Source organism: Streptomyces sp. NPDC047085 (assembly GCF_040643735.1).
GTDB lineage: Bacteria > Actinomycetota > Actinomycetes > Streptomycetales > Streptomycetaceae > Streptomyces.
On the sequence record NZ_JBEYUW010000006.1, the window covers coordinates 172,227 to 194,843 of the forward strand.

Here is a 22,617-nt window from a genome sequence, read left to right on the forward strand (position 1 = left end):
GCCGGATGCCCGAATGCCCGAATGCCGGAGGATCACGACGCAGACGTACGACGTCTGTCGCGGTGATCGCCCGCGCCTCTACGGTCACCCCATGACCGATCTCGACCGCTTCGCAGGACACGGAGTTCTCGTCACCGGCGCGGCCCGCGGCATCGGCGCGGCCGTCGCCCGGCGGCTGGCGCAGGAGGGCGGACGGGTCCTGGTGACCGACCAGGACGCGCCCGAGGCGGAGCGGACCGCCGCCGCCCTACGCCAACAGGGCCTCACCGCCGAGGCGTTGGCGTGCGACGTCGCGGACCGGGCGGCCGTCGAGGCGGCCGTCGCCCATGCCGTCGCCGCCTTCGGCTCGCTCGACGTGCTGGTCAACTGCGCCGCCCACTGCACCCCGGACGTACCGCTGTTCGAGGACGACCCCGACGACGCATGGGACCGCGACCTCGACATCACCCTCACCGGCGCCTACCGCTGCTGCCGCGCCGCCCTGCCGTACCTCGCCGCGTCCGGACGCGGCGCCGTCGTCGGCATCGGCTCCGTCAACGGCCTCCAGGACTTCGGCAACCACGCCTACGGCGCGGGAAAGGCCGGCCTCGGCTCCCTCACCCGGACCCTCGCCGGGCACGCGGCCGCCCGGGGTGTCCGGGTGAACCTCGTGGTGCCGGGCACGGTCCGCACCTCCGCCTGGGAAGGGCGCGAGGACGAACTCGACGCCGTACGCCCGCTGTACCCGCTCGGCCGGGTCGGCGAACCCGAGGACATCGCGGCCGCGGTGGCCTTCCTCGCCTCCCGCGACGCCGCCTGGATCACCGGCACGACGCTCGTGGTCGACGGCGGACTCACGGCCGTGAACACCGGGTTCCGTACGACTCTCAGGCAGCCCGGAGCCTGAAGTTCACTGTTTCGTCACAGCGTGGCCGGAACCACAACCGTCCGGCCGGGGGACGGGTCTAGTAGGCGGAGACCGCGGGAATCGCGCAGGGACACACCCCGGGGCAGGCCCCGGGGACATGGGGAGAAGGGGAAGAGGGCGAGATGGGGGACATACGTAGGAGAGGTGTCGTCGCGCTGGGCGTCACCGGGCTGATGGCGCCGCTCACGCTCGCGTTGGGCGCGGCACCGGCGCAGGCCGCGAGCTGCACCACGCAGGCGGGGCCGTACCAGAAGCAGGTGGAGAAGTTCCTCGGCCGGCCGGTCGACGGCAAGCAGTCCGCCGCCGACTGCAAGGCCATCCAGGCCTTCCAGAACAAGCACGGCATCACGCCCAACATCGGCTACGCGGGTCCCGTCACCTGGGGCGTGATGGACCTGATGAACAAGCAGAAGGCCGTCGGGACGAACCCGAACAAGGACGGCAAGTGCCCGGTGAACAAGGGCCGTATCGCCTGCGTGAACCTCACGCTCCAGCTGAGCTGGGTCCAGGACGGCAACAAGCTCGTCTACGGCCCGGTGCCGGTGCGCACCGGACGCAACGGGTACGAGACCCGCACCGGTCTGAAGAAGATCTACTGGCGGGACATCGACCACGTCTCGAACATCTACAACGTGCCGATGCCGTACAGCCAGTTCTTCGACGGAGGCCAGGCCTTCCACTCGGTGAACCTCAGCATGTGGAACCCGCCGGGCTCGCACGGCTGCGTCAACATGACCACGACGGACGCCAAGAAGTACTGGTCGCTGCTGAAGACGGGCGACGACGTCTTCGTGTACGGCCGCAAGCCGGGCACCTGATCCGGACCGGGCGCCCGGCAGCCGAGCCCGCCCGGGTTCGGCTGCCGGGCGCGTCGGATGGCGGGACTCCTGGATGTGGCGGGTGCCACAGCGCGCGAGTGGAGTGGCGGGAGACACACTGCGCGGGATCATCCGCGCCTGGTCCTGGGGTCGGCGCGCACCTGAACTCCCGCTGCCGTTGGACACATTGACGTGATGAGTAACACGGTCCGAAATGTCCGCATCGGGTGTACTTACTCACAGCGCCTTCACCTCGGTCGGCATATGCTTCACAGCATGTCCACCACTGTTGAAGCCGTCTCCGAGCGATCGGCCGCGGAGGTCAACGAGGAGATCCGGGCCCTGTGGCGCCGGTCGGGCGGGACACTGACCACCGAGCAGCGCGCGGAGTACCAGCGCCTCGTGATGGAGTGGGCCGCCGCGGCCCCGCAGTCCAACCGGGCGGCGTGAACCCCGCGGGCCCTGAGGGCCGCACCGCCACCCTCCCGTCCGGAAGGCCTTGAAGGCCCCCGCCGCCGTTCGCCGCCGTTTCGTCAGCTCTAGATCACCGATCAGTGTCAGATCACTGGTCAGCCCCAGATCACTGGTGGCCGCAGATCATCGATCAGCCCCAGGTCGTCGAGTAGTACCGCTGGTAGGCCCTGCGGTCCTGCTCGGCGCGGATGTACCGGGTCGCCACCAGGGCGATCAGACTGCCCGCGACGACCAGCAGCCCGGGACCGACGTTCCGGGTGTCCGTGAGCCGTGCCAGCAGCGTCTGCCCCTGCGTGGTGCCCGTCACCGGTGCCGCGGAGCCGGGGGAGACCGCGTTCGACGCGCCCGCGCCCTGCGTGGCCGGTGCCGAGGGGGCGGGGGAGGCACCCTGCGCGCCGCCGGCGCTACGCGCTGCGACGAGGAGCCGCACGTTCAGCGCCGACAGCGCCTTGGTCACCGGCTGGAAGAACGTCGTCCCGCCCGTGGTGCAGTCGCCGTTTCCGCCCGAGGTGACCCCGAGCGCGACCCCCTCCGAGAACAGCGGGCCGCCGCTGTCGCCCGGCTCGGCGCACACGTCGGTCTGGATCAGCCCGGTGACGGTGCCCTCGGGATAGTTCACGGTCGCGTTCAGCGCGGTCACCTGGCCGTCGTGCAGCCCGCTGGTGCTGCCGCTGCGGAACACCCGCTGCCCGACGGCCGGATCGGCCAGCCCGGTGATCAGCACTCCCTTGCCGCCGCCGATCGCGACCACGTCCGCGCCCTCACCGGCCTTCCCGGAGGCGTACTGGACGAGCGAGAAGTCGTTGCCGGGGAACGCGCTGTTCACCGTCCGGCCCAACTGCTGGTTGCCCTGGTTGTCGGCGAACCAGATGGATCCGGACGGTCCGCAGTGTCCGGCCGTGAGAATGAAGTCCCGCTGACCGTCGGTGACGTTGAAGCCCGCCGAGCAGCGGCCACCGGTCGACAGGATGGGCTGGGCCCCGTTGAGCCGCGTGGTGAACGTGCCCTGCGTGCGCTCCATGTGCACGAAACCGCCGATGCCCGCGGCGACCCGCGTCATCCGGGACCAGTCGTCCGCCGACACCGTGCGGTCCGCGAGGACGACGACACGGTTGGTGCGGTAGTCCACCGACCACGCGGTGCCCGCCACGCGCGGAGCCGAACGGAGCGTGGCGGTGGCCGACTTCAGCTCGTTCATGCTGTGGTCCACGACCTTCGCCACCGCCCCGGCCCGCTGTACCTCCGCGGCGGCCGTCGGGTCCGTGACCGCCACGACCGGCCGGCCGTCGGCACCGATCCAGCTGCCCGCCGTCCGTGCCGCGCCGAGCCTCGCCACCAGGGCGGCGCCCGGGTCACCCGCCGAACCGGCCGAGCCCGTCGAACCGAGCGTCCTCGCGGACGCCGGGGGAGTCTCGCTCGCCATGGCCGCCTGGGCGACCATCGCACCTCCCAGAAGGAGTCCGCCGACCGCCGCCAGCCGTGTCACTCGCCGGACGACCCGTCGTCGTGCGTGCCTCATGCATGGCTCCCGAACCCCGAACGCACGGTGCCCCTGCCGGCACCGCGGGGCCCTCCGGTCGTCGAGCGCCCGGACAGTGGTACGTGCGCCGGGCCGACGGCGTTCACCGACGACGTTGACCGATGACGTGAACCGACGGCGTGAACCGATGACGTGAACCGATGGCGTTCAGCGACGACGTTCACCGACGGCGACGGACTTCCCGACGCCCGGCACGCCGCCGGGACGCCCGCGCGATCAGTTCTTGCGTGCGACCCCGCCGAACATGGCGACCTCCTCCGGCTCGGGGTCCTGGTCGCCCTCCGGGCGCCAGCGCGAGCAGGACACCACGCCCGGCTCCAGCAGGTCGAGGCCGTCGAAGAAGCGGGCCACGGCCTCGGGGGTGCGCTGGGTCAGCTTCGGCGTGCCGTGCTCGTTCCAGAACTTCACCGCCTCGTCCACGTCCGGCATCGAGGGGCTGGTGATGGTGTGCGACAGCACCAGGTGGCTGCCGGACGGCAGCCGGTCCGTCAACTGCCGTACCAGGCCGAACGGGTCCTCGTCGTCGCCGATGAAGATGACGACGCCCAGCAGCATCAGCGCCACCGGCTGACTGAAGTCCAGTGTCTTCGCCGCGTGTTCGAAGATGGCGTCGACGTTGCGCAGGTCCTCGTCCAGGTAGTCCGTACGGCCCTCGGGCGTGCTGGTGAGCAGGGCGCGGGCGTGCGCGAGGACCAGCGGGTCGTTGTCGACGTACACGATCCGGGCGTCCGGCGCGACGCTCTGGGCGACCTCGTGCGTGTTGTCGGCGGTGGGCAGCCCGGTCCCGATGTCCAGGAACTGCCGTATGCCCACATCGCCGACCAGATGGCGCACGGCACGGCCCAGGAACAGCCGGTCGGCGCGTGCGTACTCGCCGATGCCCGGATGGAGTTGGCGGATCTGGTCGCCGGCGGCGCGGTCGACCTCGTAGTTGTCCTTGCCGCCGAGCCAGTAGTTCCAGATCCGGGCGGTGTGCGGCTGGTCGGTCTTGATACGGGCGCGCAGCGACACGGCCACGTCGTTGGTGGCGGCCGGGTTGTCGGTCACGTGGGTCAGCTCCTGGATGCCGGAAGAGACAGGGACGCCGTTCAAGACGCAATCTAGACGGCCGAGTTGATCTCTGCCGCACGTCCGGGGCATTCCGCGCCCGCGCCGAGCCGCGACCGGCGGCCACGCCGGTACTGCCCCGTGGTGGCTCCGCGGCGGATCACCGGCGGATCACCGGCGGTCCGGCCCCGTTTCCGGTGGGACCCCGGCCGCCTATCTTGGGCCTCATGACCAGCATCCCGCAGGAGACACCCGGTGAACCGGACCCGCTGCGCGCGCTCAGCCTGGAGCGGCTGCGACGTCGTACGAGCATGAAGTGGCGCGACGTGCTGCCGCTGTGGGTGGCCGAGATGGACGTTCCGCTCGCCGAACCCGTCGTCCGCGCCGTCACCGACGCCCTCGCCCTCGGCGACACCGGCTACCCGGCCGGCACCGCCTACGCCGAGGCGCTGGCCGGCTTCGCCGCCAAGCGCTGGAACTGGGACGGGGTCGCCGTGGAGCGCACCGCGATCGTTCCGGACGTCATGCTCGGCGTGGTCGAGATGCTCAAACTGGTCACCGGACCGGGCGATCCGGTCATCGTGAACGCGCCGGTGTACCCGCCGTTCTACCAGTTCATCGCCCACATGGACCGCCGGGTGGTGGACGCCCCGCTCGGCGCCGACCTGCGCATCGACCTCGACGTCCTGGAGGAGACGTTCCGGACGGCTACCGCGACCGCGGACAGCGGCCGGGCGGCCTTCCTGCTGTGCAGCCCGCACAACCCCACCGGCACCGTGCACACCGCCGCCGAACTGGCCGCCGTCGCCGACCTCGCCGAACGCCACGGCGTCCGCGTGGTCGCGGACGAGATCCACGCCCCGCTCGTCGCCCCTGCCGTCACCTACGTGCCGTACCTGAGCGTCCCGGGCGCCGAACGCGGCCTGTCGCTGATGTCCGCATCCAAGGGCTGGAACCTGGCCGGCCTCAAGGCCGCGCTCGCCCTCGCCGGACCCGGGGCCGCCGCCGACCTCGCGCGGATGCCCGAAGAGGTCAGCCACGGCCCCAGCCACCTCGGCGTCATCGCCCACACCGCCGCCCTGAGCGAGGGCAGCGGGTGGCTGGACGCCCTGCTCGCCGGCATCGACGCCAACCGGCGCCTGCTCACCGCCCTGCTCGCCGAGCACCTGCCCGGGATCCGTCACCGTCCTGCCGAGGCCACCTATCTCGCCTGGCTGGACTGCCGGGCCCTCGGCCTCGGCGACGACCCGGCCCAGGCCTTCCTCGACCGCGGTCGCGTCGCCCTCAGCTCCGGCCTCCCCTTCGGCACCGGCGGCACCGGGCACGTGCGCCTGAACCTGGGGACCTCGCCCGAGATCCTCACCGAGGCGGTACGGCGCATGGCGACGGCACTGGACTGACCGGGCAGGGGACCGCGCGGCACACGCCCCACCGCGGCGGGAGCGTGCCGCCTCCTAGACTGCGGGCATGGACGACACGCTCCTGGCCCGGCTCGGCGCGGGCAAGTACCTGCTGGTCACCAGCTATCGCAAGGACGGCACCCCCGTCGCCACCCCGGTGTGGGTCGTCCAGGACGGCGACGGCCTCGGCGTGTGGACGGCCGCCGACAGCTGGAAGGTCAAGCGGATCCGGCGCCGCGCCGACGTCCTCGTCGGCCCCTGTGACCTGCGCGGCCGCCCCACCGGAGACCCGGTCCCGGCCACCGCCGAGATCGCCGACCCGGCCACCACCGCCCGCTACCGCTCCCTCATCGCCCGCAAGTACGGCATCGTCGGCCGCCTCACCCTGCTGGGCAGCAGGCTGCGGCGCGGCCTGGACGGCACCGTCGGGATCCGGGTGACCCTGAAGCCCTGAGGAGGCCGCCGCCTCCCCAGGGCTCCGGGCGGCTACGACGCGTCGAGCACCGTGCCGTTCAACTCCAGCCCGCCGGGCTGCGGTTCACCCGTCCGCTCGTCGAGCTGCTGGAACCGGACCGACTCGGCGGACTCCCGCACCCGGTCCTTGACCGTGGGGATGGTGACGTCCGCGCTGGTGCTGCCCGCCGGGATGTTCACCCACAGGTAGAGACCGCCCTCGACCTTGGACAGGGGCCGCTCCGGGTCCGGCGAGGCGCCGGTCGTGTCCCGCAGCCAGCGCGCGGACACGTCCTTGGTGGACAGCTCGGGGGAGACCGGGACGGCGGCGAACAGCGCGCCCATGTCCACGTCGACGGCCTCGGACAGCGACACCCGCCACTTCAGGGACTGCCCCTCGGTCACCCGGTCGGCGAGCGGCGTGACGGTCATCTTCGGCGCCGGGTCGTCGTCGTGCACGGTGATCCCGCCCCGGTACGAGCCGACCACCGCGCCCCGGACCGCCTTGACGAGGACGTCGTACGACACGTCGGTGCCGTAGCGCGTGTTGCCCTTCACCTCGATCGGCACGTCGATGTCGTGGCCGCCCGCATGCACCGTGACCAGCCGGTCCCTGACCCGGCCGGTGGCCGGGTCCACGACGTACACCCGGACCTGACCGCTGCCGTGCCCCGACACCTCGACCGGCACCCGGTACGTGCGCACACCCGAGTCGCCCTCGTCCACGGTCGCCCGGCCGACGTCCACCCGCGGCAGATCGGCGGCCTTGACCGCCGGAAGACCGGAACGCCAGCCCCATGCGTCCATCAGCCAGGCCCGGCCGGAGGCCGAACGCGGGGTCAGCTCAAGGGACTTGATCCGGTGCAGGTCGAGCCCGGCCCGGCCGGCCGCCGTCAGCGGCACCCTGATCTCGCGCGCCCAGTACGACGCGGTGCGCTCGCTGCCGGGCAGCCCGTCGACCGTGACCTTGCCGAGGACCGCCTTGCGGCCGGCGCTGTCGGTGACGGACACGTCCAGACGCGTGCCGCGGGAGTTCGGCGGCACGAACAGCCGCAGCGCCAGACTCTTGTCACCGGCCAGCGACAACGGGGCCTTCGGGCTCACCCGCACCGGAGTGCCGGCGTGCGTCCAGTGCAGCGCGACCGCGTTCCGGCCGGCCTCCCGGTCCGTCTCCCACTGCGCGAAGTGCGGCGAACTGCCCTTGGCGCCCTGGCCCAGACAGGCCTTGGCCGGGGCCGGATCCACCGCCGCGCACAGCTTGCCGCCGGTCACCGACACCCCGGCGTCCGGCAGGAACCCCGCATCGCGGCGCCCCCCCACCGCGTGGGTGAGGACACGGGCCGGGTCCGCCGACGGCGCCCGCCTGCCGGAACCGTCCAGCAGCGGCCGTACCTTGTCGTCACCGGCGAGGAACAGCCGGGCGGCGGCCGCGATGTACGTCGAACCGGCCCGGTGCTGCTGGTCCGCGGTCAGCCGGGTGGCGGCCCGCTTGCCGCACACCGGGTCGTGGTGCTGCGGGTCGTCGGAGAAGTCGTCCTCGGCGGGCGCGGCCGCCTGCCCCGGCGTCCACTCGGAGTTGAAGAAGTTGTGGTTGGCGCCGATGACGTAGACGGCACTGTGCAGCGCGGTGCCACCGCTGACCGCGCGCGTACCGTCGACGTACACCTCGCCCTGCAGGTCGGAGACGTCACCGTCGCAGCCCGGCAGGATCGTCGCCGACGGCACGTCGGGGACCGGGTTCTGACCGAACACGGTGGGGCCGATCAGGACCAGACCGCGGATCTTCCAGCGCACCGGCCCGTGGTAGCCGTCCTGGGCGGCGGGCGGCGGGTACAGGCTGTCCATCGCGGCCCGGCTCACGCCCTCGCCGCCGCGCGAGTGCCCGACCAGCAGCACCTTGGACAGGTCGGCGCGGGGCGCGTTCCTTACGACGTCCGGTGCCGTCCCGGGATGCGCGGCCCAGTCGGCCCAGCGCGCCAGGTGCAGCCGGACCAGCGTCGAACGCGCCTGGGCGCCGCCGTCCTCGGCCGCCCAGTCCTGGCCGTTGATGCCGTTGGCGGAGATCGACACGGTCATATAGCCCTGGGAGGCCAGGAGTTTCTGGTCGCGCAGGTAACCGCGGTGGCTGGGCACCGGCTTGGTGCCGGGCTTGCAGGGCCAGTCGCCGCTGGTGTCCTGCCCCTTGTAGCAGGTGTAGTGGCGGCCGTGCAGGAACAGCGCGAGCGGGCGGGGGCCACGGGCGCCGGTGGGTGCGACGACCACGGCACGCATCTCCACCGGCGCGGACAGCCCCGGTATGCGGACCGGGTCGAGCCGGTACTCCCCGGTCGTGGTGCGGTACGAACCCGGCTTGCCCGGGTCGACGCCGTTGGCCGGCAGTGGCGCGGGCGGCTGGACCGCGGGGGTCGTCGAGGCGCTGTGCCCGCTGTCCAACCGCCGTCCACCGGACCAGACCTGCAGGCCGTGCAGCTCACCGGCCCGGGGCGCGGCGAGCGGGAGCCGGAAGGTCCGCCCGTCCGGGCCCGGCCGCGGAATCCCCAACAGGCGCCCACCCGAACGGAACTCGACGCGTGCGTCGCCCATCGGTATCGGCCGGTCCGAGCGCCACACCAGCTGCGGCGCCGAGCGTCCGTTCGCGATCCCCCACCCTGGTGGCAGTGTCCCGTCGTCCGCGGCCGTCAACACCCTTGTCACCGACGATGGTTGGTTCTGCGCGACTGCCACCCCTGGAGACGCGCCCGCCACCGCGAGTAACGCGGCGGCGGAGACCCATATGCGCCGGGCACGGACCACTGTTCCTCCTCGAACCCCGACCTCGGGCATCCCGGCCGTCCCGGGACGCCCCTCGCCCCCGGAGGACGGGAGGAGGGGTCTGTGGGTTGCCTGTGAAGAGGAAGTGATGGATCACATCGGCATGTTGGAAGGGACCGTATGCCGCGCGTGGAGGCTACGGCCGCTCGGTCCCGGGCGGCACCGGAGTGGCCTGGTGGTAGTACATCCGCCAGCCCGACTCCGCGTCGCGCAGGCGCCAGAGGGAGCTGCGGCGGACGTGCCGGCCCTCGATGACGGTCTCGTAGGTGAGGTGCACGAGGCCCGGGGCAAGGAGGACGCCCTCGATGTCCGAGGGCTCGTAGAGGGGGCCCTCCTCCGTGCTGCCCGCCAGGTCCGGCAGCGCGGCCAGCATGTCCGCGAGCGTCCAACGCCTGCCCGAGGCGCCGACCTCGACGAACTCCGGATCGAGCAGCTGCCGGGCCAGGTCCCGCGAGGCGCGCACCCGCGGGTCCATGAGCCGGAGTTCACCCTCGATCGCCGCGCCGACCTGCTCCGCTTCGGATGCCGCTGCCGTTGCCTTGTTCATGGCCGCATCTTTGTGCAGGTCGCCGGGCGGGCGCGAGTCCGCCCGGGGGGTGGCGGGTACGAAATGGAATATTCAGGGACTTATGGTACGAAAGGGGCGCAGGTGGGCGCGGGGTGCGTGCGTGTCAGGTCCAGGCGCGGTACGGCTCGTCGACCAGCTGGAAGACCGGCTCGCCCCGGACCGGGTCCTTGGCCGTGGACAGGCGCACCCGGTCACCGCTGTGGATGCCGACCGGCGGTCCCATGACCCGGCCGCGCACGACGAAGCCTTCGCTCATCTCGATCAGCGACACGTTGCGGGCCGCGGGCGTGTTCCGATGCACCACGGTGGAGTGGCGGACCGTGCCGGTGCCCTCGCTTCGTTCCGTGCGCAGTTCGCTGCCCTGGCACACGGGACACAGCAGCCGGTGGTACATGGCGGTGCCGCACCAGGTGCAGCGCTGGAAGTGGATGGCGTCCCTGGAGTCCGCGGAAACGGGGTCGAGGAGACCCGTCGCGAAGCCGGCCGCCGGATGCGCGGTGCTTGCTGAGTGGTGGTACACGCTGGTCAACTCCCTGCGCTCGGCCGGAATCCCACGTGCGGGCGCGAACCGCGCACGCGTGTGCTCGGTTGTCGTGCCGCCGTGCACGTCCGACAGAGTATGGCACTCAGTGTCACTCGTAAAGGCACTGCGTACCCCGAATCTGCGAAGTTTCAGGGGACGCGGGGATCCGGCGCCGAGGAGCGGGGGTGAGGAGAGTAAGGGGGTGGGGAGAAGCCCGCGCCGGGGAATCAGGCGCGGCCCACCACGGACTCGAACTCCTGCACCACCCGCCACAGTGGAGCGTCCCGCCGGGTGACGAGGACGACCACGTCGTCCGGACCCTCGGCCCATTCGCTCCCGGGCACAGGCGTCGCACTGCCCGGCGCGAGGCCGGAGGCGGGGGAGGGGGCGACGGCGGAGACGGCGACGGGAGAGAGCGTGGCGGCGCGAGCCGGCCGGCCGAACGTGGTCTGGACATACCGAAGTGCGTGATCCACCGTGGCGCCCGCGTCGCCCGTGCCGTCCGACCGCAGCCAGGAGCGCAGGGCGTTGTTGTGCGCGGCGACGACCGCGGCCGCGATCACGTCCGCGTGCAGGGTTCCGTCGGGGCGGCCGGCGAAGCGCTCCCTCAGGTATTCGGCGAGCGCGCGCTCGTAGCGCCACACCACCGACAACTCGTAGGCGCGCAGCCCGGGCACCTGCTTGGTGAGGCGGTAGCGCTGTACCGAGAAGGTCGGGTTCTCCGCGTACATCCGCAGCACCAGCCGGGCCGCGTCGCACACCCGCCGCACCGGCTCGGCGTCCTCGGCGCTCGCGGCCAGGAACGCGGTCATGTCGGCCAGGCACCGCTCGTGGTCGGGGAAGACCACATCCTCCTTCGAGGGGAAGTAGCGGAAGAACGAGCGGCGCCCCACTCCCGCCAGCGCCACGATGTCGTCCACAGTGGTCTGTTCGTACCCGCGTTCCAGAAAGAGCTGGAAGGCCGCCGCGACCAGGGCGTCCCGCATCGGCGGCTTCGCGGTCGGTGCCGCGCTGCTGGAGCTCATGAACGGGAACGTAGCACCCGAAGCGCCGGCGTGACACTCAGTGCAATTCCAGAGCCGTCGTGGGGGAACTGAGTGCTGCCAGGCGCTCAGGGCGAGCCCACCGTCCCAGCACCCTGGGCCCGCCCTGAGCAGCCACCCGAGCACCGGAACGATCGAATTGATTGAAAACGATCGATACGATTGCGGGCGTAGAGTGAGCCCACTCGGGATCACCGTTCCGGATCACTGTTCCAGGGGGAGCCCCATGCGACTGCACGTCGACCAGCGCCACGAGCGGGTGCTCGAACTCGTCCGGGAGCGGGGCAGTATCCGTGTCGCCGAACTGGCCGCCGAACTCGGTGTCTCCGCCGTCACCTTGAGGCGTGACGTGGAGACCCTGGCGACCCAGGGCCGGGTGCAGCGGCTGCACGGTGCCGTGGTCTGGCCGGGGGACAGCGAACCCGCCCCCGAACGGCGGCCCGAGCCCGCCGAGGGCGCCGTGGTCGGCATGATCGTGCCGACCACGAACTACATCTTCGCCGAGATCGTGCGCGGCGCCCGCGAGGCCGTCGGGGCCATGGGGGGCCGGCTGGTGCTCGGAGTCTCCGGCTATGTCGACACCGAGGACTCCGTCCAGGCCGAACACCTGGTCGCGGGCGGTGTCCAGGGGCTGCTGGTGGCGCCCAGCTGGTTCGGTGGCGTCCCCGAGGACGGGCAGGAGAAGTGGCTCATGGAGTGCGGGGTGCCCGCCGTCCTGGTCGAGCGCTTCGCCCGCCCCGGCAATCCCGCCGCGGAACTCGACCGGGTCCGCACCGACCGCGCCCAGGGCGCCGCCGTCGCCGTCGGTCACTTCGCCGCCCTCGGGCACCGCCGGATCACCGCCGTCCTCCAGGAAGGGCCCCACGCCGACCAGATCAGCGCCGGCCTTCAGGCGGCCGTGCGCTCGCGCGGCATTGAGGTCGACACGGACGCCCCGAGCGTCCGCGAACGCGGCGACTACGACGTGTCCGTCGAATACCTGGTCCAGGCGGTGCGCAAGCGCGGCGTCACCGCCGCCCTCGTGCACAGCGACGAGGACGCGATCGTGCTCGTGCCCCGCCTCCAGGCGCGCGGCGTACGCGTCCCCGACGACCTCGCTCTCATCGCCTACGACGACGAGGTCGCCGGACTCGCCGACGTCCCCCTCACCGCCATCGCCCCGCCCAAGCGCTCGGTGGGCGAACTCGCCGCGAACCTCCTGCTGCGCCGCATCGCCGAGCGGGCCGGCGCACAGCCGCCGAGCCCGCGGCAGCACATCGACCTGCTCCCGGAGCTGCGGATCCGCTCCTCCTGCGGCGGCCGGACGGCGGGCGCCGACCGTCTCTGACCGCACCGGTCAGCCGTGCGAGCGAATCGATCGTCCAGCGATTGTATTGATTATTTCGCACGAACGCTCTTGACGTTGATCGTGTCTGCACAAAAGATGTCCTGCGACCGCCTCTTCCCGTACGAGGTCTCGTAGGAGCCGTGCCATGACGCGTACGTCACGTTCGCTCGGGGCTGACCGCCGGCGCGGTGAAGTGACGGTGACCGTGACCCACACCCCCAGCCATGACCCCACCCGCCCCCGCACCGTCCTCGCCATGGGCACCGACATCCACCGCTCCCTCCTCACCGACGGCGCCCTCGACCGACTGCACACCGTCGCCCGCGTCGACACGACCACAACGATCACGACGATCATCGACGCGAGCCCTGCCGAAGCACTCCGACTCGCCCACGCCGAAGTGCTCTTCACCCACTGGGGCGCGCCCCCGCTCACCGAGGAGGCACTGCACCGCATGCCCCGGCTGCGGGCCGTCGTCCACGCGGCCGGCTCAGTGAAACACCATGTCACCGACGCCGTCTGGCAGCGCGGCATCACCGTCTCCTCCGCGGCCGCCGCCAACGCCCTCCCGGTCGCCGAATTCACCCTCGCCGCCATCCTGTTCAGCGGCAAGCGCGTCCTCGACATCGCCCGCGCCTACACCCGCGCCCGCCGACAGCCCGACGTGCTGCCGTACTTCAGCGGCCACGGCAACCACCACCGCACCGTCGGCGTCGTCGGCGCCTCCCGCGTCGGCCGCCGCGTGATCGAGCTGCTCCGCCCGTTCGACCTGCACGTCCTGCTCCACGACCCGTACGTCGACCCCGCCGAGGCCCGCGCCCTCGGCGCCGAACCCGTCGGCCTGGACGAACTCGCCGCCCGCAGCCACGTGGTGACCATCCACGCCCCCGAACTCCCCGAGACCCGGCACATGTTCGACGCCCGGCGCCTCGGCCTCCTCCAGGACGGCGCCACCCTCGTCAACACCGCCCGCGGCTCCCTGGTCGACACCGACACCCTCACCGCGCACCTGCTCACCGGACGCATCGACGCCGTCCTCGACGTCACCGAACCCGACGTACCACCCGCCGACTCACCCCTCTACACGCTGCCGAACGTGCTGCTCACCCCGCACATCGCCGGCTCCCTCGGCAACGAACTGGGGCGTATGACCGACTGGGCGGTCGACGAGGTCGCCCGTTACGCCCGCGGCCTGCCCTTCGCGCACGACATCGGCCCCGAGGAACTGACCCGCTCCGCCTGAGCCCGACAACGACACTCCCACCCTGTCCGGCCCCTGCCTGGCCGCAGCCAGCGTCCTCGCCGTCCCGTCGTACACGCCGATCACCCCGGCACCCCGCCGCACCGTCCGCCGCGGCCTCACGGGCATCGGCGTCGAGGACCTGTGGGCGGCCGGACTGGCCACCGCGCCCGCGTGACGGACCGCACCCGCGTGACGGACGGGCCCCGTGACGGACCGGGCCTGCCGGTGGACACCTGCACCCTGCGACGTAACCTTTCTGCACCATCTTTCCCGCACCGCCGTCGCCGCCCGGCCCAGCGCCCGTACCGGCCCGCCCGAGGAGACCCCATGCCCGCCGACCGCCCCCGCCTGCTCTACGTCACCGACCTGGCGTACCCGGCCCGCGGGCGCCGCTACGGCGACGAGGACGTCTTCCTCACCTCCCGGCTGCGCGCCCACTTCGACCTGGCCCTGTGCCACCCGCTCGACGCGGCCGCGCTCATGGACGGCTACGACGGCGTCGTCGTCCGCAACAGCGGACCCGTGCTCGGCTACCAGAAGGAGTACGACGCCTTCCGCGCCCGGGCGCTGAGCAGCGGAACCCGGGTGTACAACCCGCTCACCGGCAAGGCCGACATGGCCGGCAAGCAGTACCTGCTGGACCTGACCGAGGCCGGCCACCCGGTCATCCCCACGGTCGACCGTGCCGCCGACCTGCACCGGCTGCCATCGGCCCGGCGCTACGTGGTCAAGCCCAAGTTCGGCGCGGACTCCCTCGGCCTGCGCACGCTGCCCGCCGCCCGGATCGCCGACGCACCCCTCGCGGACGGCAGCGTCCTCGTCCAGCCGTACGTCGACTTCACCTACGAGGTCTCCTTCTACTTCGTCGACGACGACTTCCAGTACGCCCTGTACGCCCCCGACCCCAAGCGCCGCTGGGAGCTGAAGCCCTACGCGGCCACCGCCGCCGACCTGGGGTTCGCCCGCCGGTTCATCGACTGGAACGGGCTCGGCCACGGCATCCAGCGCGTCGACGCCTGTCGCACCCCGGAGGGCGACCTGCTGCTGGTCGAGCTGGAGGACCTCAACCCGTATCTGTCCCTGGACGCCCTCCCGGAGGCGGACCGGGATGCCTTCGTGAGCGCGCTGACGGCGTCCCTGAGCCGCTTCGTCCAGGGGGCGGTCAGCCCAGCCTGACGGTGATCCGCTGGGTCGCGCCCGCCGTCCGGGTCAGATCCCCGGCGAGGCCGGTCAGGACGGCGTCGCGGAGACCGCTGTCGCCGGTGAGGCCGGTGCCGGGCTGGCAGTAGGCCTGCGCGAGGGTGTCGAGACGGGTGTAACTGGTGTTCATATTGCCCGAGAAGCCGTACGACTCCCGGTCGGTGTCCGGGTCGGGGTCGGTGTACACCAGGTCGGGCCAGAGCGAGCCCGGGGGCCGGGGCCATCGTGGCGAGCAGTCCGCTCGCCGTGGTCCCGAGGTCGGTCAGCCGGGACGTGAAGGGTTCGGCGGCGGGGTCGAAGCCCTCGCCGAGGATCAGGGTGCGCCACTTCGCTCGGAGCGTCGCGAATTCGTCCGGTGCCGCGAACGCCCGGGGGTGAGCCGAACTTGGACTCAAACGCCGGGCAACACCTTGGAAAAGTACCGCCGAGAACCGGCCGGAGGCCTCATCATGGGCAGTTGCCCCGCGGCTCACCGCCGGGCGCACCTCGCTGCACGTACGTCGCAACACGTACGTGGCAGCACGCACCTCGCACCTTGCACCTCGTACCACGATCGAAGGCCACGCCGATGACCGGCTCCCGCATCCCGGGCCTGCTGATGCCCGCCGCCTTCCTGCTGGCCCTGGTCGTCGGCCTCGTCTGGTACTGGTGGCACCGCGACGACTGATCGAGGCTCAGCGGCCCGGGCCGCGGGAGGCCAGCGCCTCGGAGACCGCGCGGACACTGCGCGCGATGTGCTGAAGCTGCATCAGCTCGGCGGCGTACAGCTTGATCGTGTGCTCGATGACGGACTCGGGCAGCCCGAGGACGGGCAGTTCGGCGCGCGCGGTCTGCAGGGCCGTCCGCGCCACCCGGATCTCCTGCTGGACCTGGATCTGCGCGTGCCGGGCGAGCAGCACGGGGTGCCGGATCAGCGCCGGATAACTGGCGTAGCGGGCGGGGATCAGGTCGCGCAGCCACTTGGCCGCCGAGCGTTCCCAGTCGTAGCTGCCGGGCGTCTTGACCTGGCAGGGCCAGTCGGGACTGATGCGCGTGGTGGTCAAGGGCATGGTCATCGCTTCCGGTGTGCGGCGTCGAGGGGGTGGTCCGACGGGTCTTGGGGCGGCCCCGGCCTAGGGGATGACCGGGACCGCCACGGGCGCCTCGCCTGGGCGACGCGCCTGCGAACACCCCGTGCGCCGCCGTGGGTAGGGAACGGCGGCCCTGGGTGTCCGTTCGAGGGCCCCGGGCGTCGGGAACCGGCACCGCTGGTGTGCTTGCGTGCGCATCGGCTGTCCGTCGGCTTTCTCGGGGCGGTGGCGAGCGGTGAGCTCGTCGGTGCGGACCACGCCCCTGAGTTCGACCGGGTGCGATCCGTGAGCAGTATTTATATATGCCGACCGCTTTGCAAGACGTATGAAAACATTCATGCGCGCTTTGTGGTGGATGATCCCCGTACGCGCCCCGGAAGCTCAGTCCTTCATGAAGAACTGCTGCTGGTCGGCCACCTGCTCGTACTTCTCCAGACGGCCCTGAGTGCGCTCCGGATCGGCGTCGGTCATGGCCTGCAGCAGCGCGGCGGCCATCAAGCCGGGCGCGGCGTAGGAGTCGAAGACCAGACGGGAACCGGTGCCGGTGGCGAAGATGACGTCGGCCTCGTCGGCGAGCGGGCCGAGCGCCAGATCCGTGATCAGCGCGACCTTCAGGCCCGCCTCGCGGGCGACCCGCAGCGCGGTGAGCGTCTCCTGCGCGTGCCGGGGCATCGCGAACGCCAGCACCCAGGTCCCGCCGGCCTCGCGGGACTGGAGCAGCGCGTCGTAGGCCACGCTGCCGCCCCGGGTCACCAGCCGCACATCGGGGTGGATACGGCGGGCGGCATAGCCGAAGTACTCCGCCAGCGACACCGAGATGCGCAGACCCAGCACGGTCAGCGGGGTGGAGCGGGAGAGCTCGCGGCCGACGCGGATCACCCGGTCGGGGTCGGCGAAGTCGCGGCGCAGGTTCTCCAGGTTCTGGATCTCGGCGTCGACGGCCGCCTGGAGTTCGTTGGCGCGGTTCTCCTCGCCGGCGCCGCCGGGCAGCGTGCTCAGCGCGATCGACTGGAGCTTCTCACGCAGGGCCGGGTAGCCGCTGAAGCCGACGGCGGCGGCGAAGCGGGTGACGGAGGGCTGGCTGACGCCGACGCGGTCCGCCAGCTCGGTGATCGACAGGAACGCGGCCTCGGTGATGTGCTCGATCAGGTACTGGGCGACGCGACGCTGCCCCGGGGACAGGCGGGGGCCGTCGAAGAGTTCCCTCAGCTGGGAGGTCGGCGACGCCTCGGCCTCCGGGGCGGTTTTGCCCGAAGTGATCGCCGATGCCTGGGCGCGTGCCTGCTGCGGTGAGGGTACTGGTCCGTCAACTTTGTCTCCCACGATCATTCAACATAGCTCACCGACCACAACGATTAGGGAGTTGTGATCGGTCGGCGGGCTCATCGCCGGTACAAGGTGATCGAATGACCCACTTGATCGACCGGACGGCTCGTTTCGATCAGTTCGGCCAGCTCGCCCCGTGCCTTGGCGACCGCGGAGTCCGACACGACCAGCAGCCCGTGCACCCGGTCCGGGGGCACCGCCCGCGGATCGGAAGCGTGGATGCCGTAGTACGACGGCACCCCGCTGCCCTTGTAGACCAGCCACACCCGCTCGCCCCGGTAGCGCTCCCGGAGCCGGTCGGCGAGCCGGCCCAGGTCCTGCCCCCAGTCCACGTTCGCGTCGTGCAACAGCCGATGGGTGTGCGCCGGCCCGCCGAAGGCCTCGCTGGAGTACGGCAGGTAGTACGGGAACGCGCGCAGCGAACTCACCGCCACCAACAGCACCAGAGCCCCGGTCAGCGGCCCCGCCCACCGTCGGCGCAGCGTGAGCACGCACGGCCCCGCCACCGCGAGGAACATCGGCACGAACAGCGCGTACCGGGTCCCGAAGTCCCGCGAGCCCGTCATCGCCGCGGCCAGCAGTACCGCGGGCGGCAGCACCAGGTACGGCGCCGCCGGGCGCAGCCGTCGTACCGCCACGGCCGCCACGCACCCCGTCACACCCAGCGCGAGCAGCCCGAGCGGTGTCTTCACCAGGAGAGCGGCCGGCAGGTAGTACCAGAGCGAGCCGGTGTAGAGCCGGCCGAACAGAAAGCCCTGCCACGGCTGGTCCTCCAGGGCGAACTGCACCCTCATACCGGCCCGGTACGCCGGCGGCAGCGGCAGCAGTTCCGTCAGGCGCCCGCGCAGCCCGTGCAGCCCGCGCAGTGCGTGAACGGCCGGCACCGGCTCGGCGGGGGTGAACCGCAGCCGGGGATCGACCGCCAGATACGCGGCCCACACCACGGCGACCGCCACCAGCGCCACGACCACCGCACCCGCGAGCCCCGTCAGCACCCTGCGCCGACGCCGGACGTCCGGCCGGGCCCACACCGACACGAGCGCGAGTCCCATCACCACAGGCACCGCCGGCAGCGCGCTCATCTTGGTCGCCACCGCCGCACCGAGGGCAGCACCGGCCAACGGCACGTACAGCACCGGCCGCCGCCGCGCCCGCCACACCAGCCAGGCCGACGTCAGCACGAACCCGGCCGCCGGCACGTCCAGCGTGGCCAGCGAGCCGTGCGCGATCACGTCGGGGGAGAAGGCGTACAGGGCGAGCGCCACGAGCCCGCCCGCCTCCGTACCCGCCACCTCACGCGCGAACCGCCACACGACCAGCCCGAACAGCAGCGTCAGGGTGATCACCGGCAGCCGTGCCCACAGCACCAACCGCCAGGGATCGTTGCCCGACTCGTACAGCAGATGCCGGCCCACGTCACCCTGGGTGCCCGGGTACGACGGGTCGTAGTGCGGGTCGGCCACCGCGACTCCGGCCGCGATCAGCAGCTTGCCGAGCGGCGGGTGCTCGGGGTTGTACCGCAGCCGGTGCTCGTGGAGGTAGTCGGTGGCGGTGGCCACGTACACCGGCTCGTCGATCGTGGGCGTCTGCTCGACGGCTGTCGTGATCATCGCGGCGGCCATCTGGGCCAGCAGCAGCCCCACGAGCACCGGTACCAGCCACCGCCTGCGGCGGCGCAGCCCGGCATACGCCGCGTGCAGACGGCCCCGGAGCGAGCTCGGGGCGGGATCGTGGGCGCCGGAAGCCCTGGGTGCGTCGAGAGCCTCGGGCACATCACATGCCTCGGGCGCATCACGTGCCTCGGCCGGCAGGACCGTCTGTCCTGCGGCTGAGACCGTGCGCTGTTCGCTCGCCATCATCCGCCCCGCGAGTCGTCCTCGTACCGACAGACCTTCTGCCGCGCCTACGGGTACGGCCCGCACCGGGGCGCGGTTCACCAGCCCCTCAGGGTTCCCCGGCCCCTCGGGCGGTGACGGGGACGGGGACAGGCACGGAAGCCGGTCAGCCCTGCCCGGCGGCCGACCGGGTCGGCGGCACCGCGCACGGCGAGGGGAGCGCGCCGGCCGGGACCACCAGGTCGGCCCGGTCCCGTGTCGTCGCGATCAGGTCGGCGTTGCGCTCGTCCGTGCCCAGGACCCAGGCCAATGCCGCCTCGGGGCCCTTGCCGAACTCCTCGTGCCGGGCCACCAGCCGCCGTACCCGCTCCTCCTCGTCGATCTCGCAGAACCACACCTCGTCCAGGCACGGCCGCACCCGGGCCCACGAACCCTCGCGCAGGAGAAGGTAGTTGCCCTCGGTCACCACCAGTCGTGCGGTCGGCGGCACCGGAATGGCGCCCGCGATCGGCTGCTCCAGCACCCGCTCGAACCCGGGCGCGTACACCACCTCGTCGGTGTCCTCGCGCAGCCGCCGCAGCAGCGCCGCGTAGCCGGCCGCGTCGAAGGTGTCCGGCGCGCCCTTGCGGTCCCGCAGGCCCAGCCGGTCCAGTTCGACGTCGGCGAGGTGGAAACCGTCCATGGGCACGTGCGCCACCCAGGGCGGCCCGCCGTCGTTCAGGGCGCGCACCAGCCGCTCGGCCAGTGTCGTCTTGCCCGAGCCCGGACTGCCCGCGATGCCGAGGAGCGCGCGCCGCCCGTCCCGGGTGAGGGCGCGGGCACGCAGGAGAAGGTCGTCGAAGGTCAGCGCCACAGTGGAGAGTGTGTCACCGGCGCCCCGCACGACGCAGGGCGCCCGCCACCCACCACCCGCGCCCGCGTGGTGCGGGGACGCGGAGAGACGCGCGGGGAAGAGTGCTGGGTATGACTCACCTCGGTCTGCCCGACACCATCCTGGCCTGTCTCTTCGACCTCGACGGCGTCGTCACCAAGACGGCCGTGGTGCACGCGGCCGCCTGGAAGGAGACCTTCGACGCGTTCCTGCGTGCCTACGAGGGCGAGTGGGCGCGGCCGTTCGACGAGGTCGCCGACTACGACGAGTACGTCGACGGACGCCCGCGCGCCGACGGAGTCCGCGCCTTCCTCGACGCGCGCGGCATCCACCTGCCCGAGGGCACCCCCGACGACCCGCCGGACACCCCGACCGTGCACGGCATCGGCAACCGCAAGAACGCCCTGCTGCTGGAGAAGATCCGGTCCGGCGGGGTCGAGGCCTACGACGGCACGCTGCGGTACGTGGACGCGGTCCGCGCGCAGGGCCTGCGCACCGCGATCGTGTCCTCCAGCGCCAACTGCCGCGAGGTGCTGCGGGCCGTCGCTTCCGAGGACCGCTTCGACGTACGGATCGACGGCGTGGTCGCCGCCGAGCGGAACCTGCCGGGCAAGCCCCGCCCCGACACCTTCCTGGCCGCCGCCCACGACCTGGGCGTCGAGCCGGCACGGGCGGCGGTCTTCGAGGACGCGCTGGCCGGCATGGACGCGGGCCGCGCGGGCGGCTTCGGGTACGTCGTCGGCGTCGACCGCACCGGACAGGCCGACGCGCTCTACGCGCACGGCGCGAGCATCGTCGTGAAGGACCTCGCCGAGCTGGGAGACGAGCGGTGATCGCGGACCGGTGGACCGGTCACGCGCTCAGGTCAGCACGCTCGTCAGGAGGGTGAGCAGGTCGCGGGTGGCGTCGGCGGCGCCGAGGGCCGGGAGAACGCCGAGGGCGAGGACGGCCAGGGCGGCGGATCGCAGATGCGGGGGCGGTGCCGTCTGCAGGGCGGCGATGCGGCGGGTGACGGCGCGGTCGGTGAAGTTCAGGGCGCAGCCGGGCCGGGCGCCGCCCGCGGTGAGCGCGGCGCGGGCCAGGGCGCGGGCGGTCGTGCGCCGGTCCCCGACGTCGTCCGCGGCCCGCTCGTCCGCCCACCGCTCCACGAGGAAGGTCACGGCGGCACGGACCGGGGCGAGCAGCGGGTTGGCCGCGGCGGCCAGTGTCGTCGCGGTCACCAGCGTGCCGTGCCGGTACGCGAGATGGGCCCGCTCGTGCGCGAGCAGCACCCGTCGCTCGGCCGGTTCCAGCGCGCACAGCATCGCCGAGGTCACCACGATCCGGCCCGGCCGGCCGGGAACGGCGAACGCCTGCGGCACCGGGGACGCGGCGACGACCAGCTCGGTGTCGGCCGGCTGGCCCGCGCACAGGCGCCGCAGGGCCCGCCGCGTGGCGCGCTCGCAGCGGATCGCCCGGTACACCCGGTGGACGACGACCAGGAGGGCGACAAGCGCCGCGACGCCGACCAGTTCGGGCACCGGGTCGACCAGCCGGCGGCCGTCCTCCCGGGCCTCCGCGATCACCGGCGGAGCGTCTCCGAGCAGCGCGGCGGCCAGCAGCATCAACGACCAGGTGGTCGCCGCGGCGGTCAGCACGGCGGCGCAGGCCAGCACGCGCGCGGCGAGCGCGGGGGCCACGCGCCGGCCGATCACCGGGCTGACCAGGGGAAGCAGCACGGACAGCAGCAGCGGGGTGTAGACGTCGAACCTCATGCGCCGCCTCCGGCGAGCAGTTCGCGCAGCGCCCGCTCCTCCTCGGCACTCAGCCCGGTCACGAACTGCTGGAGCGCCGCGATCGGGTCCGGACCCCGGTCCAGGGCCTCGTGCATTGCCTCGGCGGTCAGCTCCGCCGCGTTCTTCGCCGGCCGGTACGCGCCGCGCCGCCCGTCGGCGTCCCGCAGCACGAGCCCCTTGTCGTACAGCCGCTTGAGGATGGTGTGCACGGTGTTGTAGGCGAGCCCGCCGCCGATCTCAGCCTGGATCTCCGCCGGGGTCAGCGGCCGCTCGGTGGCCCAGAGGGCGGCCAGCACCTCGCTCTCCAGCGCCCCGGCGCTGCGCCGTTCCGCTCTGCCGGGGGACCCTGTGCCAGCCATGCCCCAACCTTACAGCGCGTAGGGCCG

At 72.5% G+C, this 22,617-nt stretch carries 21 protein-coding genes and 1 pseudogene; 9 read left to right on the forward strand and 13 right to left on the reverse strand.

What is annotated here, in order from left to right; genetic code table 11:
* The first annotated feature begins 91 nt into the window (after positions 1-91).
* The 3 genes from ABZ865_RS22065 (at position 92) to ABZ865_RS22075 (ending at position 2,175) form a co-directional block, all read left to right on the forward strand.
* A complete protein-coding gene (locus ABZ865_RS22065) occupies positions 92-886 on the forward strand; it encodes an SDR family NAD(P)-dependent oxidoreductase (RefSeq protein WP_361232736.1) in 795 nt (264 codons plus the stop codon).
* A 143-nt stretch (positions 887-1,029) separates the two neighbouring features.
* The gene (locus ABZ865_RS22070) at positions 1,030-1,725 is read left to right on the forward strand and encodes a L,D-transpeptidase (protein ID WP_361232740.1); all 696 of its coding nucleotides are present in this window, start codon (positions 1,030-1,032) and stop codon (positions 1,723-1,725) included.
* Between the two features lie 264 nt (positions 1,726-1,989).
* Positions 1,990-2,175, forward strand: a complete 186-nt coding sequence (locus ABZ865_RS22075; protein ID WP_361232743.1) for a hypothetical protein — start codon at positions 1,990-1,992, stop codon at positions 2,173-2,175.
* Positions 2,176-2,329: 154 nt separating this feature from the next.
* Here ABZ865_RS22075 and ABZ865_RS22080 read toward each other — a convergent pair whose 3' ends face one another.
* Together ABZ865_RS22080 and ABZ865_RS22085 are read right to left on the reverse strand one after the other, a co-directional pair.
* Positions 2,330-3,718, reverse strand: a complete 1,389-nt coding sequence (locus tag ABZ865_RS22080) for a S1 family peptidase (protein WP_361232746.1) — start codon at positions 3,716-3,718, stop codon at positions 2,330-2,332.
* 237 nt (positions 3,719-3,955) lie between these two features.
* Complete coding sequence (locus tag ABZ865_RS22085) at positions 3,956-4,786, reverse strand: SAM-dependent methyltransferase (protein WP_361232749.1); 831 nt, start codon at positions 4,784-4,786, stop codon at positions 3,956-3,958.
* 227 nt (positions 4,787-5,013) lie between these two features.
* Between ABZ865_RS22085 and ABZ865_RS22090 the strand changes: the two genes are divergently transcribed.
* Positions 5,014-6,186, forward strand: a complete 1,173-nt coding sequence (locus tag ABZ865_RS22090) for an aminotransferase class I/II-fold pyridoxal phosphate-dependent enzyme (protein ID WP_361232752.1) — start codon at positions 5,014-5,016, stop codon at positions 6,184-6,186.
* A 67-nt stretch (positions 6,187-6,253) separates the two neighbouring features.
* On the forward strand, positions 6,254-6,640 hold the full coding sequence (locus ABZ865_RS22095) for a PPOX class F420-dependent oxidoreductase (RefSeq protein WP_361232755.1): 387 nt from the start codon (positions 6,254-6,256) through the stop codon (positions 6,638-6,640).
* 32 nt (positions 6,641-6,672) lie between these two features.
* Here ABZ865_RS22095 and ABZ865_RS22100 read toward each other — a convergent pair whose 3' ends face one another.
* The 4 genes from ABZ865_RS22100 to ABZ865_RS22115 form a co-directional block, all read right to left on the reverse strand.
* On the reverse strand, positions 6,673-9,432 hold the full coding sequence (locus ABZ865_RS22100) for a hypothetical protein (protein WP_361232758.1): 2,760 nt from the start codon (positions 9,430-9,432) through the stop codon (positions 6,673-6,675).
* A 154-nt stretch (positions 9,433-9,586) separates the two neighbouring features.
* A complete protein-coding gene (locus ABZ865_RS22105; RefSeq protein WP_361232761.1) occupies positions 9,587-9,997 on the reverse strand; it encodes a DUF4440 domain-containing protein in 411 nt (136 codons plus the stop codon).
* Positions 9,998-10,121: 124 nt separating this feature from the next.
* Positions 10,122-10,538: a hypothetical protein gene (locus tag ABZ865_RS22110; RefSeq protein ID WP_361232764.1), complete on the reverse strand. Its 417-nt coding sequence runs from the start codon at positions 10,536-10,538 to the stop codon at positions 10,122-10,124.
* Between the two features lie 230 nt (positions 10,539-10,768).
* On the reverse strand, positions 10,769-11,566 hold the full coding sequence (locus ABZ865_RS22115) for a TetR family transcriptional regulator (protein WP_361232767.1): 798 nt from the start codon (positions 11,564-11,566) through the stop codon (positions 10,769-10,771).
* Between the two features lie 244 nt (positions 11,567-11,810).
* Between ABZ865_RS22115 and ABZ865_RS22120 the strand changes: the two genes are divergently transcribed.
* The 3 genes from ABZ865_RS22120 (at position 11,811) to ABZ865_RS22130 (ending at position 15,330) form a co-directional block, all read left to right on the forward strand.
* Entirely contained in the window at positions 11,811-12,911 is a 1,101-nt protein-coding gene (locus tag ABZ865_RS22120; RefSeq protein ID WP_361232771.1) for a substrate-binding domain-containing protein, read from the forward strand.
* Between the two features lie 256 nt (positions 12,912-13,167).
* A complete protein-coding gene (locus ABZ865_RS22125; protein ID WP_361233624.1) occupies positions 13,168-14,154 on the forward strand; it encodes a hydroxyacid dehydrogenase in 987 nt (328 codons plus the stop codon).
* A 327-nt stretch (positions 14,155-14,481) separates the two neighbouring features.
* Complete coding sequence (locus tag ABZ865_RS22130) at positions 14,482-15,330, forward strand: hypothetical protein (protein WP_361232774.1); 849 nt, start codon at positions 14,482-14,484, stop codon at positions 15,328-15,330.
* A gap of 46 nt (positions 15,331-15,376) precedes the next feature.
* Here the strand turns inward: ABZ865_RS22130 and ABZ865_RS22135 are convergent.
* The 5 genes and pseudogenes from ABZ865_RS22135 to ABZ865_RS22155 form a co-directional block, all read right to left on the reverse strand.
* Positions 15,377-15,707 (reverse strand): annotated as a pseudogene (locus ABZ865_RS22135) (lyase); the annotation flags it as partial.
* A gap of 321 nt (positions 15,708-16,028) precedes the next feature.
* Positions 16,029-16,409, reverse strand: a complete 381-nt coding sequence (locus ABZ865_RS22140) for a hypothetical protein (RefSeq protein WP_199843316.1) — start codon at positions 16,407-16,409, stop codon at positions 16,029-16,031.
* Positions 16,410-16,805: 396 nt separating this feature from the next.
* Positions 16,806-17,753 carry a MurR/RpiR family transcriptional regulator gene (locus ABZ865_RS22145; RefSeq protein WP_361232777.1) on the reverse strand — a complete coding sequence of 316 codons (948 nt, stop codon included), beginning with the start codon at positions 17,751-17,753 and terminating at the stop codon, positions 16,806-16,808.
* Positions 17,754-17,806: 53 nt separating this feature from the next.
* Entirely contained in the window at positions 17,807-19,450 is a 1,644-nt protein-coding gene (locus ABZ865_RS22150; RefSeq protein WP_361233627.1) for a phospholipid carrier-dependent glycosyltransferase, read from the reverse strand.
* 301 nt (positions 19,451-19,751) lie between these two features.
* On the reverse strand, positions 19,752-20,438 hold the full coding sequence (locus ABZ865_RS22155) for a nucleoside/nucleotide kinase family protein (protein WP_361232780.1): 687 nt from the start codon (positions 20,436-20,438) through the stop codon (positions 19,752-19,754).
* Positions 20,439-20,548: 110 nt separating this feature from the next.
* Here ABZ865_RS22155 and ABZ865_RS22160 point away from each other — a divergent pair, with 110 nt between their 5' ends.
* Positions 20,549-21,289 (forward strand): beta-phosphoglucomutase family hydrolase, encoded by a 741-nt coding sequence (locus tag ABZ865_RS22160; RefSeq protein WP_361232783.1) that lies wholly within the window; start codon positions 20,549-20,551, stop codon positions 21,287-21,289.
* Between the two features lie 27 nt (positions 21,290-21,316).
* Here ABZ865_RS22160 and ABZ865_RS22165 read toward each other — a convergent pair whose 3' ends face one another.
* A complete protein-coding gene (locus tag ABZ865_RS22165) occupies positions 21,317-22,210 on the reverse strand; it encodes a M48 family metalloprotease (protein ID WP_361232785.1) in 894 nt (297 codons plus the stop codon).
* On the reverse strand, positions 22,207-22,590 hold the full coding sequence (locus ABZ865_RS22170; protein ID WP_361232788.1) for a BlaI/MecI/CopY family transcriptional regulator: 384 nt from the start codon (positions 22,588-22,590) through the stop codon (positions 22,207-22,209). Before ABZ865_RS22170 ends, ABZ865_RS22165 begins: the two co-directional genes overlap by 4 nt.
* Between the last annotated feature and the right edge of the window lie 27 nt (positions 22,591-22,617).